General features: G+C 70.6%; 10 protein-coding genes. 2 read left to right on the top strand and 8 right to left on the bottom strand.

The features are described from left to right. Positions 1 to 10: 10 nt before the first annotated feature. Together lepA and ACN9MP_RS09250 are read right to left on the bottom strand one after the other, a co-directional pair. Positions 11 to 1,876 carry a translation elongation factor 4 gene (lepA, locus tag ACN9MP_RS09245; RefSeq protein WP_426325888.1) on the bottom strand — a complete coding sequence of 622 codons (1,866 nt, stop codon included), beginning with the start codon at positions 1,874 to 1,876 and terminating at the stop codon, positions 11 to 13. Positions 1,877 to 1,926: 50 nt separating this feature from the next. Beyond that, positions 1,927 to 3,069, bottom strand: coding sequence for a pyridoxal phosphate-dependent aminotransferase (locus ACN9MP_RS09250; RefSeq protein WP_426325890.1), 1,143 nt, complete (start codon positions 3,067 to 3,069; stop codon positions 1,927 to 1,929). A gap of 41 nt (positions 3,070 to 3,110) precedes the next feature. Here ACN9MP_RS09250 and ACN9MP_RS09255 point away from each other — a divergent pair, with 41 nt between their 5' ends. Continuing rightward, positions 3,111 to 3,836, top strand: a complete 726-nt coding sequence (locus ACN9MP_RS09255) for an alpha/beta fold hydrolase (protein WP_426325891.1) — start codon at positions 3,111 to 3,113, stop codon at positions 3,834 to 3,836. Here the strand turns inward: ACN9MP_RS09255 and ACN9MP_RS09260 are convergent. Together ACN9MP_RS09260 and ACN9MP_RS09265 are read right to left on the bottom strand one after the other, a co-directional pair. Next, positions 3,825 to 5,075 carry an MFS transporter gene (locus tag ACN9MP_RS09260; RefSeq protein ID WP_426325893.1) on the bottom strand — a complete coding sequence of 417 codons (1,251 nt, stop codon included), beginning with the start codon at positions 5,073 to 5,075 and terminating at the stop codon, positions 3,825 to 3,827. The genes ACN9MP_RS09255 and ACN9MP_RS09260 overlap by 12 nt on opposite strands. Beyond that, a complete protein-coding gene (locus tag ACN9MP_RS09265) occupies positions 5,072 to 6,448 on the bottom strand; it encodes a GH1 family beta-glucosidase (protein WP_426325895.1) in 1,377 nt (458 codons plus the stop codon). Before ACN9MP_RS09265 ends, ACN9MP_RS09260 begins: the two co-directional genes overlap by 4 nt. Before the next feature lie 238 nt (positions 6,449 to 6,686). Here ACN9MP_RS09265 and rpsT point away from each other — a divergent pair, with 238 nt between their 5' ends. Next, the gene (rpsT, locus tag ACN9MP_RS09270; protein ID WP_426325897.1) at positions 6,687 to 6,947 is read left to right on the top strand and encodes a 30S ribosomal protein S20; all 261 of its coding nucleotides are present in this window, start codon (positions 6,687 to 6,689) and stop codon (positions 6,945 to 6,947) included. 125 nt (positions 6,948 to 7,072) lie between these two features. Here the strand turns inward: rpsT and holA are convergent, their stop codons facing one another. The 4 genes from holA to leuS all read right to left on the bottom strand — a co-directional run bounded on the left by holA (position 7,073) and on the right by leuS (position 13,851). Then, positions 7,073 to 8,107, bottom strand: a complete 1,035-nt coding sequence (gene holA, locus ACN9MP_RS09275; protein ID WP_426325898.1) for a DNA polymerase III subunit delta — start codon at positions 8,105 to 8,107, stop codon at positions 7,073 to 7,075. Positions 8,108 to 8,157: 50 nt separating this feature from the next. Next, the gene (locus ACN9MP_RS09280) at positions 8,158 to 10,341 is read right to left on the bottom strand and encodes a ComEC/Rec2 family competence protein (protein WP_426325899.1); all 2,184 of its coding nucleotides are present in this window, start codon (positions 10,339 to 10,341) and stop codon (positions 8,158 to 8,160) included. Between the two features lie 202 nt (positions 10,342 to 10,543). After that, positions 10,544 to 11,176, bottom strand: a complete 633-nt coding sequence (locus ACN9MP_RS09285) for a helix-hairpin-helix domain-containing protein (RefSeq protein WP_426325901.1) — start codon at positions 11,174 to 11,176, stop codon at positions 10,544 to 10,546. A gap of 92 nt (positions 11,177 to 11,268) precedes the next feature. Next, a complete protein-coding gene (gene leuS, locus ACN9MP_RS09290) occupies positions 11,269 to 13,851 on the bottom strand; it encodes a leucine--tRNA ligase (protein ID WP_426325903.1) in 2,583 nt (860 codons plus the stop codon). Between the last annotated feature and the right edge of the window lie 12 nt (positions 13,852 to 13,863).

The following is a 13,863-nucleotide window of genomic DNA, read 5'->3' on the forward strand; positions in this document are numbered from 1 at the left end:
GGAGACCAGCCTACTTCGCGCCCTTGCTCTCGACGTCGCCCGAGAGCGCGGCGATGAACGCCTCCTGCGGGACCTCCACGCGGCCGACCATCTTCATGCGCTTCTTGCCCTCCTTCTGCTTCTCGAGCAGCTTGCGCTTGCGCGTGATGTCGCCGCCGTAGCACTTCGCCAGCACGTCCTTGCGGATCGCGCGGATGTTCTCGCGGGCGATGATCCTGGCGCCGATCGCCGCCTGGATGGGCACCTCGAACTGCTGCCGCGGGATGAGCTTGCGCAGCCGCTCGGTCATCATCGTCCCGTAGGCGTACGCCTTCTCTCGGTGCACGATCGAGCTGAAGGCGTCGACCTTGTCTCCCTGCAGCAGGATGTCGACCTTGACCAGGTCGGCGGTCTGCGAGCCGGCGGGTTCGTAGTCGAGGCTCGCATAGCCCTGGGTCTTCGACTTCAGCTGGTCGAAGAAGTCGAACACGATCTCGCCGAGCGGCATGTTGTACCGGAGTTCCACCCGGTCCTCGCTGAGGTAGTCCATGCCCAGGAGCGACCCGCGCCGTGACTGGCAGAGCTCCATCACCGTCCCGACGTAGTCCTTGGGCAGGAGGATGCCGACCTTGACCACCGGCTCCGACACCTCGGCCACACGGCCGTCGGGGTACTCGCTCGGGTTGGTGACCGTCACGGACTCGCCTGTGTCCGTCGTCACGACGTACGTCACGGACGGGGCCGTCGTGATCAGGTCGAGGTCGAACTCGCGCGCCAGGCGCTCGGTGATGATCTCCAGGTGCAGCAGGCCCAGGAAGCCGCAGCGGAAGCCGAAACCGAGCGCCACGGACGTCTCGGGCTCGTACTGCAGCGAGGCATCCGACAGCTTCAGCTTGTCGAGCGCTTCACGAAGGTCGGCGTAGTCGCTGCCGTCGATGGGATAGATGCCCGAGAAGACCATCGGCTTCGGATCGGTGTAGCCGGCGAGCGCCTCGACGGCCGGCTTGCGCTGGTTCGTGATCGTGTCGCCGACCTTCGACTGGCGCACGTCCTTCACGCCGGTGATGAGATAGCCGACCTCGCCGACGCCGAGACCCTTGGTCGGGATCGGCTCCGGGCTCGACACCCCGATCTCGAGCAGGTCGTGGGTCGCCCTCGACGACATCATCTGGATCCGCTCGCGCGGCTCGAGCTTCCCGTCGACCATGCGCACGTACGTCACGACGCCGCGGTAGGAGTCGTAGACCGAGTCGAAGATCATCGCGCGGGCCGGAGCATCCGCATCGCCCGTCGGAGCCGGGATCTGCTCGACGATGCGATCGAGGAGCTCCTCCACCCCCATGCCCGTCTTGCCGCTGACCCGCAGCACGTCGTCGGGCGAGCCGCCGATGAGATTGGCGAGCTCGGCGGCGTACTTCTCCGGGTCGGCGGCGGGAAGGTCGATCTTGTTGAGCACCGGGATGATCTGCAGGTCGTTCTCGAGGGCGAGATAGAGGTTCGCCAGCGTCTGGGCCTCGATGCCCTGGGCCGCGTCGACCAGCAGGACCGCGCCCTCGCACGCGGCGAGCGACCGAGACACTTCGTACGTGAAGTCGACGTGGCCGGGTGTGTCGATCATGTTCAGGGCGAAGGTCTGCTCCGGTCCCTGATCCTGTCGAATGGCCCAGGGCATGCGGACGGCCTGGGACTTGATGGTGATGCCGCGCTCGCGCTCGATGTCCATCCGATCGAGGTACTGGGCGCGCATGTCGCGATCGGAGACGACGCCGGTGATCTGCAGCATGCGGTCGGCCAGCGTCGACTTGCCGTGGTCGATGTGGGCGATGATGCAGAAGTTGCGGATCAGCTCAGGAGGGGTCGCAGACGGCTCGAGAGGCTTCAGGGCGCGCGGTGACATGTCCCCTCGATTCTACGGGTGACGGATGCCGCGAACGGCCCGTCCGCCCGTCAGCGAGGTGCAGGAAGACGGCTGAGCCCCTCCAGGAGCTCGTCGCGGTCGCTCGCCACGCAGACGCGGATCCAGCCCTCGCCGGACGCACCGAACGCGCTCCCCGGCGCGACGGCGACGCCCTGCTCGTCGAGCAGTCGTTCGCACCAGGCCGCGACGTCGCCGCCGGAGACGTGCGAGACATCGATCCACAGGTAGAACGCCCCCGTCGGCGAGAGGTAGCGCAGCCCGCGGGAGTCGAGGAGAGCCGTCGCCGCGGCGAGGTTGTCGCGGTAATGCGCAGCGCTGCGCTGCACGGCCGCCTGGTCACCCGAGAGCGCAACGGCCGCAGCCCGCTGCGACGGCTCGTCGACGCAGCTCACGATCGACTCCTGCACGCGCAGCATGGTCTGGCGCCACCCGGGCGGCGTGACCAGCCAGCCCACCCGGGCGCCGGTCATCGCGTAGGTCTTCGAGAGGGAGAAGACCGACAGCACGCGGTCGTCGGGATCGAGCGCCGCGGGGCTCACGTGCGGCTCGCCCCAGGTGAAGCGCTCGTACACCTCGTCACTGATGAGCCAGAGGTCGTGACGCCGCGCCAGGGCGATCAGCGCATCGAGCGTCGGGCGGTCGAACGTCGACCCGAGCGGGTTCGAGGGCGTGTTGACGATCAAGGCGCGCGTACGGGGTGTCACGAGGGACTCGAGTTCGGCGAGGTCGGGCTGGAACGCGCGCTCTGGACGCAGCGGATACGGCACCGGCACCGCCTGCAGCAAGTGGGCGTTCATCGTGAAGGTCGTGTAACCGGGGTCGGGCACCAGCACCTCGTCGCCGCGCGAAAGAGTCAGTGCCATGGCGAGGTGCAGCGCCTGCGTGGCGCCCACTGTCACCCAGATCTGCTCGAGGTCCACCCGCAGGCCGTTCTCGTGGGCGAGCTTGGCGCGGATCGCCTCGCGCAGCGAGGGGATGCCGCCGTTGGGCGTGTACCGGATCGCGCCGTCACGCCAGCCCCGGGCCGCGGCATCCCGGATCCGCTCCCCCGCCACCTCACCCGGCTCGCCCACCGCGAGGATGATCGTGCCCGGGCGACGGAGGGCGAGCTCCAGGATGTGGCGCACGCCGGAACCGGGCATGCGCTCGATGTGGGGAGCGATCTCGGGCATGCCGCCCATGCTAAGCGGGCGCGCGCGATTAGCCTGTCGTCATGGTGGTCCAGGTCGTGCTCGTCCACGGCATACGGACGTCTGCCACGATGTGGCGCGCGCAGGTGGAGTATCTGCGCGCCCGCGGCAACCCGGTGACGGCGGTCGATCTGCCCGGCCACGGTTCGCGCATGGCGGAGGAGTTCACGCTCGACGCCGCGTTCGCGACGATCGACGGCGCTGTGCGCGCCGCGGAGGAGCGCGGGCCGGTGCTGCTGTCGGGTCACTCGATGGGCGGCCTGCTGTGCATCGAGTACGTCGGGGCCGAGCGACGGCCCCCGGTCGACGGGTTCATCGCGGCATCGTGCACCGCCATCCCTCGCGGCATCGGTCTGAGGACCTACCGCCTGCTGGCGCGCGGTTTCGACTCGCTGCCCGACCGTGGGATGTGGCTCACCGACCGGATGCTCGACCGCATCCTGCCGCACGAGACCCGCGCGGACTTCGGTGCCGGCGGCTACGCGCTGGACGCCCAGGACGTGGCCCTGCGGAGTCTCTCGGTGCTCGATCTGCTGTCGGCCCTTCATCGCATCGACGTGCCGCTGTGGTTCGTCAACGGTCAGTACGACCAGCTGCGCGTCAATGAGAAGCTGTTCACCCAGGTGGCGCCGCACGCCGAGCTCATCGTCGTTCCGCGCACGACTCATCACGTCACGGTGATGCGCCCCCGGGTGTTCGATGCGGTGCTCGAGGTCGCGCTCACCACGATCGAGGCGTCAGACGACTGAGCCGGTGCGCTCGCGGCTTCGGATCGCGTAGGTCATCAGTCCCCCGGCGATCGACAGGATGCCGCCCACGAGGAAGAGCAGCCAGAACCCGCCGACAAGCGCCACCAGCCCGGCGCCGATCAGCGGTCCGAGCAGCTGGCCGAGACTCGCCGACACGTTGACGAAGCCGAGGTCGCGCGCATGGTCCTCGGCGTAGGGCAGCAGGTCGGTTCCGAGCGCGAGCCCCACCGACATATAGGCGCCGTAGCCGACGCCCAGGAGAGCCGCGGCGACCATCGCCGAGGTCAGTGAGGGCGCGACGACCAGGATGGTCGAGGCGAGTCCCTGCACGACTGCGGACCAGACCACGAACGGGATGCGGCGTCCGCTGCGGTCCGAGATGCGGCCGGACACGATCGAGGCGACGACCACGAACAGCGTGTACACGAGGATGAGGAGGAGCAGCTCGTCCTCGGCGGTCGCGTCGTCGCGGTGCAGACCGTAGAGCAGGAAGAAGAGCAGGAGCCCGGTGCCCAGCGCATTGCCGACGTTGACCGTCAGGCGTCCGGCGAGGAGCCAGGCGAAGTCCTGGTCGCGGAGGGCTGCGACCCGCTCGCGGAGCGTCCGCACCTCCCTGGCGACCGACGCTTGGGCCGGCGCGGGCGGATCCGGCAGGAGGACGGCGGCCGCGGTGCCCACCACCGCGAGGAAGCCGGCCAACGCCAGATAGCCGACGACGACGCCGAGCTCCAGGAGCACGATGACCCCCACTCCGACCACGATCCCGAGGGCCTGGGACGATGAGACGGCGGCGGATGCTGCCCCCCGCTGCGTCGTCAGCTGGTCGGCGATGAGCGCGGTGAAGGCCGCCGACGCGACGGCGACGCCCACGGACACGCCGACCCATGCGACGCCCACCCCCCAGGGGCCGGAGGCGACCGCCAGGGCGGCGAGCGACGCCGTCGCGAGCCACACTCCACCGAGTGCCCAGGGGCGACGTCTGCCCCGGCGCCCGCGAGTGCGGTCCGACAAGCCGCCGGCGACGGGCGCGGCGATCACGCCCGCGACGCCGCCGACCGCCAGCACGAGGCCCGAGGAGACGACGCCCGCGATCCACCCGTCGGCGTCGTCCGGCGTATTGAGCTGCAGCGGGATGAGCAGCTGGAGCGGCGTCAGCTGAACCGTCCAGATCGCCAGCCACGCGAGGGTGAACAGGGTGAACCAGCCGGCTCCGACCTTCGCGCCCTGCGGAGCGCTCACGAGCGGGCCTCCGAGATGAGCGCTCGGTACCAGTCGAACGACTCCTTCGGCGTGCGCACAGCCGTGTCGTAGTCGACGTGCACGAGACCGAAACGCTGCGCCCACCCCTCAGCCCACTCGAAGTTGTCCAGCAGCGACCACACCGTGTACTCGCGCACGTCGACGCCGGCGCGGAGTGCGGCACCGACCGCGTCGATGTGACCGGCGAGGTACGCGATGCGCTCCGCGTCGTGGAGGGGTCCCGTGACATGGTCCGGCTCGGGGAACGAGGCGCCGTTCTCGCCGATCACCAGCGGTGGCAGCCGAACCCCGTACCGGTCGCGGAACTCGACCAGCAGTTCGGTGAGCGCTGCGGGTGCGATGGGCCAGTGCGGGCCGAAGCCGGTGACAGGCGCGCCCGGGGTCGGGACGATCTCGAACGGCAGCCCGCTGCCCTCGGCGGCGCGGGCGACGGTCGTGGGGTTGTAGAAGTTGATGCCGTAGAAGTCCCCTGGAGCGGAGATCAGCTCGAGATCGCCGTCTTTCACCGGCATGGCCGGGATGCCCAACGCTTCGAGGTCGGGATACGCGCCGGTCAGGACGGGATCGGCGAAGACCCGGTTGTGCAGGAGGTCGTACATCGCTGCTGCGCCGAGTTCGGCATCCTTCTCGCCCGCGGGAAGGACCAGGGTGTGGTTGTTGACGATGCCCGCCTCCTCAGCGCCGGCCGAGCGAAGCGCACGCAGCGCCAGGCCGTGGGCGAGCAGCTGGTGGTGCACCGTCGGCAGGGATGCGAAGAGCAGCCGCCGGCACGGAGCGAGCACGCCGACCGCGTACCCCAGCAGCGTCGTGATCACCGGCTCGTTGAGGGTGTACCAGTGCCGGATGCGATCCCCGAGAGCCCCCGCGGCCACTTCAGCGTACTCGCCGAAACGCTGGGCCGTGTCACGGTCGAGCCAGCCGCCGCGGCCTTCCAGGACGCTCGGGAGGTCCCAGTGGTAGAGCGTGGCGAAGGGCGTGATGCCCGCGTCGAGCAGGTCGTCGGCGAGCCGACGGTAGTAGTCGAGCCCCGCTTGCAGCACCGGGCCCCCGGGCTCGGGCTGCACGCGCACCCACGAGATCGAGAACCGGTAGCGGTCGACCCCCAGACGGGCGAGCAGTGCGACATCCTCGCGGTGACGGCGATAGCTGTCGGGTCCGGGGTCGGCCGTGGCGCCGTCGCGCACCGCGCCGGGCGTCTCGACGAAGTCGTCCCAGATCGAGCGCCCGCGACCATCGGCTGACCGGGAGCCCTCGATCTGGAAGGCGGCCGTCGCCGCAGACCATCGGAACCCGGGCGGGAACGGCGAGAGATCGACGGACGGATGCTGCGGCACGGCGGACTCCTTCGTCACGGCGCTTCCCTTACACGGCGCGGGCGTCTCGGGCGACGCGCGCACCCACGGGTAGATCATGCATCATCAGCACGGTCCGTGGTGCATGCCGGCGGAGGTCCGGGGCACCGCATCCGACCTGATAGAATCCTTGTTTGGCTTGCGTGTGGGTTCGCCCTCACGACCGCCGTGAAGCGCCCCTCTTCCGCTGACCGGCAACATCAATCCGATTCACCTCCGAACGAAGGAAGCGTCGCACGTGGCGAACATCAAGTCGCAGATCAAGCGCAACAAGACCAACGAGAAGGCGCGCGAGCGCAACAAGGCCGTCAAGAGCGAGCTGAAGACGCTCGTCCGTCGCACCCGCGAGGCCATCGCCGCGGGCGACAAGACCGCCGCTGAGAAGGCGCTCGGCAAGGCCACCAAGAAGCTCGACAAGGCCGTCAGCAAGGGCGTCATCCACCGCAACCAGGCGGCGAACCGCAAGTCGGCCATCGCCAAGCAGGTCTCGGCGCTCTGACGCGTCGGCAAGCTCTGCGCTTCGGCGAACTCAGCGACCCCGCGTCGCCCGCGAGTCGCGGAAAGGCCCGTCCCGCAAGGGGCGGGCCTTTCGTGTACCTCCCGGGGCGTCGGCGGTGCGGATCGTCAGGAGCCGTAGGGCTGTCGGGTGGCGATCACGGTGATCATCCGCTCCAGCGCGAACACGGCGTCGCGCGAGCCGCCCTTCACCTCGGCATCGGCCCGAGCCGCAGCCTGGATCGCACGGCCCAGGCTCTCCTCGTTCCAGCCGACCAGGTCGCGACGCGCGCGATCGACCTGCCAGTCCTTCATTCCCAGGCGTGATGCGAGCGCGGCGGCGGGCTCGCGATTGCCCGCCACACGGGCCATCGTGCGCAGCTTCATCGCGAAGGCTGCGACGAGCGGCACCGGGTCGGCGCCCGACGCGAGTGCATGGCGCAAGGCGATGAGCGCCTCGCCGTAACGACCGGCGATCGCCGTGTCGGCGACGGTGAAGGCGGAGGTCTCGACGCGTCCGCCGTAGTAGCGCTCGACGACCTGGTCGGTGATGTCGCCCGGGACGTCGGCGATCAGCTGCTGCGACGCCGCGGCGAGCTCGGTGAGATCGTCGGCGAAGGCGGAGACGAGGGCACGCAGGGCGGTCGGCACGATGCGCTTCTTCGCCGCCTGGAACTCACCCGCGGCGAAGTCGAAGCGGTCGGAGTCGCGCTTGACGGCGGGACATGCGACCTCGACGCCGGAGCCCTGCCCCGCGCGGATGGCGTCGAGAAGCTTCTTGCCGCGCACACTGGCGCCGGTGTGCCGCAGCACGACCGTGGCGCCGTCCTGCGGAGCCGCGAGGTACGAGAGGGCCTCGCCGAGGAACGTGTCGGAGCACTTCTCGACGCCGCTCACGCGAACGAGCCGAGGCTCGCCGAACAGCGACGGCGACGTGACCGAGAGCAGGGTTCCGGCGGCGTAGTCGTCGGCGCGGATGTCGGACACCTCCAGCGACGGATCCTCGGCGCGGAGGTAGTCGCGCACGCCCGCGATCGCTCGCTCGGCGCAGACCTCTTCAGGGCCTGACACCAGCACGATCGGCGCGGGCTGCGGTGCGCGCCACGAAAGCTGCGGGATGGCGCTGCGCGTCGCTTTCGCGGGCGCTCGGCGCGGGGAAGGCATGCCACCAGCCTACCGACGGCCACCGACGCCGACGCCGCGGACGCCCGCGCTCATCCCCCGCGCTCGCTCCATATCGACACCGTGTGGTCGTCGGCCGACCACAGCGCGATCGCGCCGTCGCGATCGGTGCGCGCGACGTCGGCGCCGACGTCGTTGAGGATGTCGAGCGCCTCCTGACGCGGATGGCCGTACTCGTTGCCGGCACCCACGGTGACCACCGCGACGGCCGGACGGGCGGCGACGTAGAGTCCGGCATCCTGGTCGGCGCTGCCGTGATGGGCGACCTTGACGATCGCGTAGGGCGGCGCGAGCGCGCCGGATGCGACGAGCACGCGCTGCGGCGAGGCGGACATGTCACCGAGCAGCAGCGTCGGCGGGATACCGCCCCCGCGGACGTCGAGAACCACGCTCGCATCGTTGCCCGGCGGGAATGCGCGGCTGCCGGGCTTGGGCCAGATGGCCCGCCAGCGCGCATCCCCGAGTGCTCCACTCATTCCCGCTGACGCCTGGATCACCCGCGCCCCGCCCGCGGTGAGGCCGGCGAGTTCCGCAGCGCCGTCGGCATAGGGCGGCCCGTGCAGCACCGTTCCGACGCGGCCGCGCACCGCTTCGAGACCGCGGATGTGGTCGAGGTCGAAGTGGGTGAGCACCAGGAGGTCGATGTGCGTGATGCCGGCACGCGACAGACAGGCGGCGAGCGGCTCCGGGTCGGGGCCGGTGTCGACCAGGGCCACCGTACCTGCTGAGCGGAGGAGCACAGCGTCGCCCTGGCCGACGTCGCACGCGAGCACGGTCCACGACGCGGGAAGCGTCCAGCGGCCCGCGACGGTGCCCAGCGCGGTGGTGCCGAGAGCCGCGCCGGCTACCACGGCGATGAGGACGACCGATGCCGCCCGCGTGACCCGGCGAGCCCCTGCGCCGCCGCGCTCGAGCGCGATCACCAGGCCGATCGCCAGACCGACGACGGCGAGGAGAGCGGCGCCCGGCCAGCCTTCCAGCCACGGCAGCGCGCCGGCGGGGAGCGCCGCCGTCGTCGTCGCCGTCGCGGCGATCCACGATGCCGGCACCCACGCGAGCGCCGCGAGTCCCGACTGCAGCCAGGCCACAGGTGCGCAGAGACACGCCGCCAGGCCGAGGACGGTGGCCGCAGGCGCGGCCGGATCCGCCAGAAGGTTGGCGAGGACCCCGTACACCGGCACGGTCGGCTCGACGAGGATCAGGAGCGGCCCGCACGCCAGCTGCGCGGCGAGCGGCACCGCGAGGGTCAGCGACAGCGGGCGCGGAATCGCCCGGGCGAGTCCTGCGGCCAGCGGCCGGGCGCAGACCAGAAGCGACGCGGTGGCGACCACCGAGAGCGCGAATCCGAGGGAGGCGGCGAGCCACGGATCCAGCACGAGCAGGACTGTGACCGCCGTGGAGAGCACGGCCAGCCCGACGCCCGGGCGGCCCAGCAGGACGGCGAGCATCGCGATCGCCGCCATCGCGGCCGCGCGTAGGACGCTCGGTTCCGGTGTCACGAGCACCACGAAGCCGACGAGCACAGCGAGACCGCAGACGACCCGGGCGGCCCGTGAGGCACCGAGCAGCGCGGCGACAGCGAACGCGATCCCCACGACGAGCGCGCAGTTCGCCCCCGACACCGCGGTGAGATGAGAAAGCGATGCCTCCTTCATCGCGATGTCGAGCGCCGGTGAGACGATCGAGGTGTCCCCCACGGCGAGCCCCGGCACGAGACCGGCGCCCGCACCGGGAAGGCCGTCCACGGCGCGCACGAGACCGCGCCGGAGTTCCGCGGCGATCGCTGCCCCACCGGCCGGAGGCCGAACCACCTCCACTCCGAGGGAGGCCCAGAGCACCACGACCGCGCGCTCCCCCGGCCGGCCCGGTGTGACCGTGCCCCGTGCGACGACGCGAGCCCCGACGTCGAGGTGCGCCGCATCCTCGACATCCTCGGGGAGGACGCGCACCGTGAGATCGGCCGCGACACGGAGCGACGCGTCGCCGAGGGTGAGCGACGACGAGCGGGCGTCGAACGAGAGTGCCCCACCGGCGCGCCGCTCCACCTTGCCGACGACCTCGGCGCGCACATCGACGGCTCGGCCCACCTGCACAGCGAGCTCGGCGATTGCTCCACGGTCGGGCTGCGACCACGCGACGTGCGATGCTGCCGCCGCGGCGGCCGCCAGTGCGAGCACCGCCACGACGGCAGCCCGCCGGGCGGCGTGGGGCGGCATCCGGAACCTTCGCCGCCGGGCCGGCTCTCCCCGCCGCCCCGGTGTGCGAAGGCAGAGAGGGACGGCGCTCGCCCCCGCCACGAGCATCCAGAGCACGAGAGCGACCCAGGGTGCGGTGGTGGGCACGCAGATCGCGGCGGCGGCCGTCGCCCAGGTCGCGACGGCGACCGGCACGAGCCGAAGAGCGACGCCCCGGCGCACGTCAGACCGTCACGAGGTCGCGGAGCGATTGCAGCATCTTGTCGCCGATGCCCGGCACGGCGAGCAGATCCTCGATGCTCGTGAAGCCGCCGTTGTCGTCGCGCCAGGCGATGATGTGTTCGGCGAGTGCGGGGCCGATGCGCGGCAGCGTCTCGAGAAGCGTGGCATCCGCGGTATTGAGGTCGACGAGACCGTTGGAAGACGTGGAGGCGGAGGTGGACGCGTTCGGAGCCGCGGGCGGCGCCTCGCCCTCTCGGGGAACCGGGAGCTGCTCGCCGTCCTGGAGTCCGCGTGCCAGGTTCACGGCATCGCGATCGGCCTCTTCGGTGAACCCGCCGGCGGCGGCGACGGCGTCGACGACGCGGGATCCGGCGGGCAGCACGTACAGCCCCGGTGCGCGCACGGCCCCCGCCACGTGCACGTAGAGATCGCCGGTGGGGCCGGTGGGCGAAGCGGCGGGCGTCGGTTCCACCACGACCTCGTCGACGGGAGCGAGGGCCCCGCGCACGATGCCGATGCCCACCGTGATCGCGAGAGCCGCGATCACGACGACTACGACGGCGCCGATGCCGAACCGTCGCCGCGCGGAAGCGGCATCCGTCCCCTGCGCCTCGACCTGGTCATCGGCTGTCACGTGCCCACGCTAGGAAGCGGGTCGAGGCTCCGATGGCAAGGGGCGCGCGATCTGTGCAGACCGCGCGCCCCCGGTACTCCTGTGGAGGAGGGTCAGTGAGTGCTGAAGCTCACGACCTTGGGCGGGCGGACCACGGCGCGGGTGATCTCACGTCCCGCAAGGAAGCGGATCACCTTCTCGTCCGCTCGGGCGAGACGCTCGAGGTCGGCGGCGTCGATGCGCGCCGGCACCGTGAGCGTGCCGCGCACCTTGCCGTCGACCTGCACGACCGCCGTGACGCTCTCCTCCACGAGAAGGGTCGGGTCCGCCGCGCGCCATGGCACGAGACCGACGAAGCCGCGGTAGCCGAGCATCTCCCACATCTCCTCCGCGGTGTGCGGGGCGAAGAGGTCGAGAATCATGGCGGTGGCCTCGGCCGCCTCCCGCACCGCCGGGTCGGCCGGCCCGGCGCCGGTGTCGATGACCTTGCGGGTGGCGTTGACGAGCTCCATGAGGCGAGCGACCACCACGTTGAACTTCGTCTGTTCGACAAGGCCCGGTGCATCGGCGAGCAGGCGGTGGGTCACTCGGCGCAGCGACGCGTCGCCCTCCGCCCACACGACGTCGGGGTCGCTCGCGACATCCTTCGCGAGGCGCCATGCCCGCGCGAGGAACTTCTGGGCGCCCGTCGTCGACACGTCCTCCCAATTGATGTCGTCCTCGACCGGGCCGGCGAAGGCGATCGCCACGCGCACGGCGTCGGCACCCGGCTCGATCATGCTCGCGGCGAACTCGACCAGGTTGCCCTTCGACTTCGACATCTTCGAGCCGTCGAGGAGCACCATGCCCTGGTTGATGAGGCTCGAGAACGGCTCGGTGAAGTCGATGAGGCCCATGTCGAACAGGACCTTGGTGATGAAGCGCGCGTACAGCAGGTGCAGGATCGCGTGCTCGACGCCGCCGATATACGAGTCGACGGGCGCCCAACGGTCGGCCTCACGGGGCGGGAACGCCTCGTTGCGGTCGTGCGGAGCCAGGAAGCGCAGGAAGTACCAGGAGCTGTCGACGAAGGTGTCCATCGTGTCGGCGTCCCGGAGCGCAGGCTCGCCGGTCTCGGGGTCGGTGGTCTCGATCCACTCCGTCGCCGCACCGAGCGGCGACGTGCCCTTCGGCGCGAGGTCGAGCCCGTGGGCGTCGGGGAGGCGCAGCGGCAGCTCGTCCTCGGGGACCGGGACGATTCCCCCGTCCCGGGTGTGGATCATGGGGATCGGCGTGCCCCAGAACCGCTGGCGCGAGATCAGCCAGTCGCGCAGGCGGTACGACTTCGCGGCCCGCCCCGTGCCCGCGGCCTCGAGCTGCTCGATGATGCGCGCGATCGCGTGGCGCTTGGACAGGCCGTCGAGCGTTCCCGAGTTGACCAGGCGGCCGTCACCGGTGAGCGCGATCCCCGTGCGGGCGGGGTCGATGTCGGCCAGGGTCTCGACGGGCCCCGGATCGATCGGCACGCCTTCGTCATCCAGTTCGATGACGGGAATGGCACCGGTGATGGAAGCGGTGGTGTCCACGACGACCCGGACGGGCAGGTCGAAGGCGCGCGCGAAGTCGAGGTCGCGCTGATCGTGGGCCGGGACGGCCATGACGGCACCGTGACCGTAGTCCGCCAGCACGTAGTCGGCGGCCCAGATCGGGAGCCGGTCACCGTTGATCGGATTGATCGCGAAGCGATCGAGGAACACGCCGGTCTTCGGCCGGTCCGTGCTCTGTCGCTCGATCTCGGTCTCACGCTGCACGCTCTCGAGGTAGTCCTGGAAGCGTATGCGCACCTCCGCCGACGAGCCCGCCGCGAGCTCGGCCGCGAGGTCGCTGTCGGGCGCGACGACCATGAACGTCGCACCGTGGAGCGTGTCGGGGCGCGTCGAGAACACGGTGACCTTTTCGGCGCGACCCTCGATCTCGAAGTCGATGTCGGCGCCGACCGAGCGTCCGATCCAGTTCCGCTGCATGCGGATGACCTTCTGCGGCCAGAAGCCCTCGAGCTGGTTCAGGTCGTCGAGAAGCCGGTCGGCGTACTCGGTGATCTTGAAGTACCACTGCGTGAGCTTCTTCTTGACGACCTCGGCGCCGCATCGCTCGCAGTGGCCGTCGACGACCTGCTCGTTGGCGAGCACCGTCTGGTCGTTCGGGCACCAGTTGACAGGGCTCTCCTTGCGGTACGCGAGGCCGCGCTCGTAGAGGCGCTGGAAGAGCCACTGGTTCCAGTGGTAGTACTCGGGGTCGCTCGTGTGGAGGATGCGGCTCCAGTCGTATGACGAGCCGTACTCGCGGAAGCTCTTCTTGTGCTGCTCGATGTTCGCGTACGTCCACTCGCGCGGATCGGCCCCGCGCTGGATGGCGGCGTTCTCGGCGGGAAGCCCGAACGAGTCCCAGCCGATCGGGTTGAGCACGTTGTAACCGCGGTGGCGCCAGAACCGGGCGACGATGTCGACGTAGGCGTAGCTCTCGGCGTGGCCCATGTGAAGGTCGCCCGACGGGTACGGGAACATGCCGAGCACGTACTTACGCGGGCGGGTGTCGTCGGTGCCGCCCGCACGGAAGGGATCGGCCTCGGCCCAGCGCGCCTGCCACTTCTGCTGGATGGAGTACGCGTCGTAGCCCTCCGCGGGCGCAGAGGTGTCGGGGGTTTCGGTCTGACTCACGAGGGAAGAACC

The sequence above is a fragment of the Microbacterium sp. E-13 genome, assembly GCF_049912955.1.
Classification (GTDB): Bacteria; Actinomycetota; Actinomycetes; order Actinomycetales; family Microbacteriaceae; genus Microbacterium.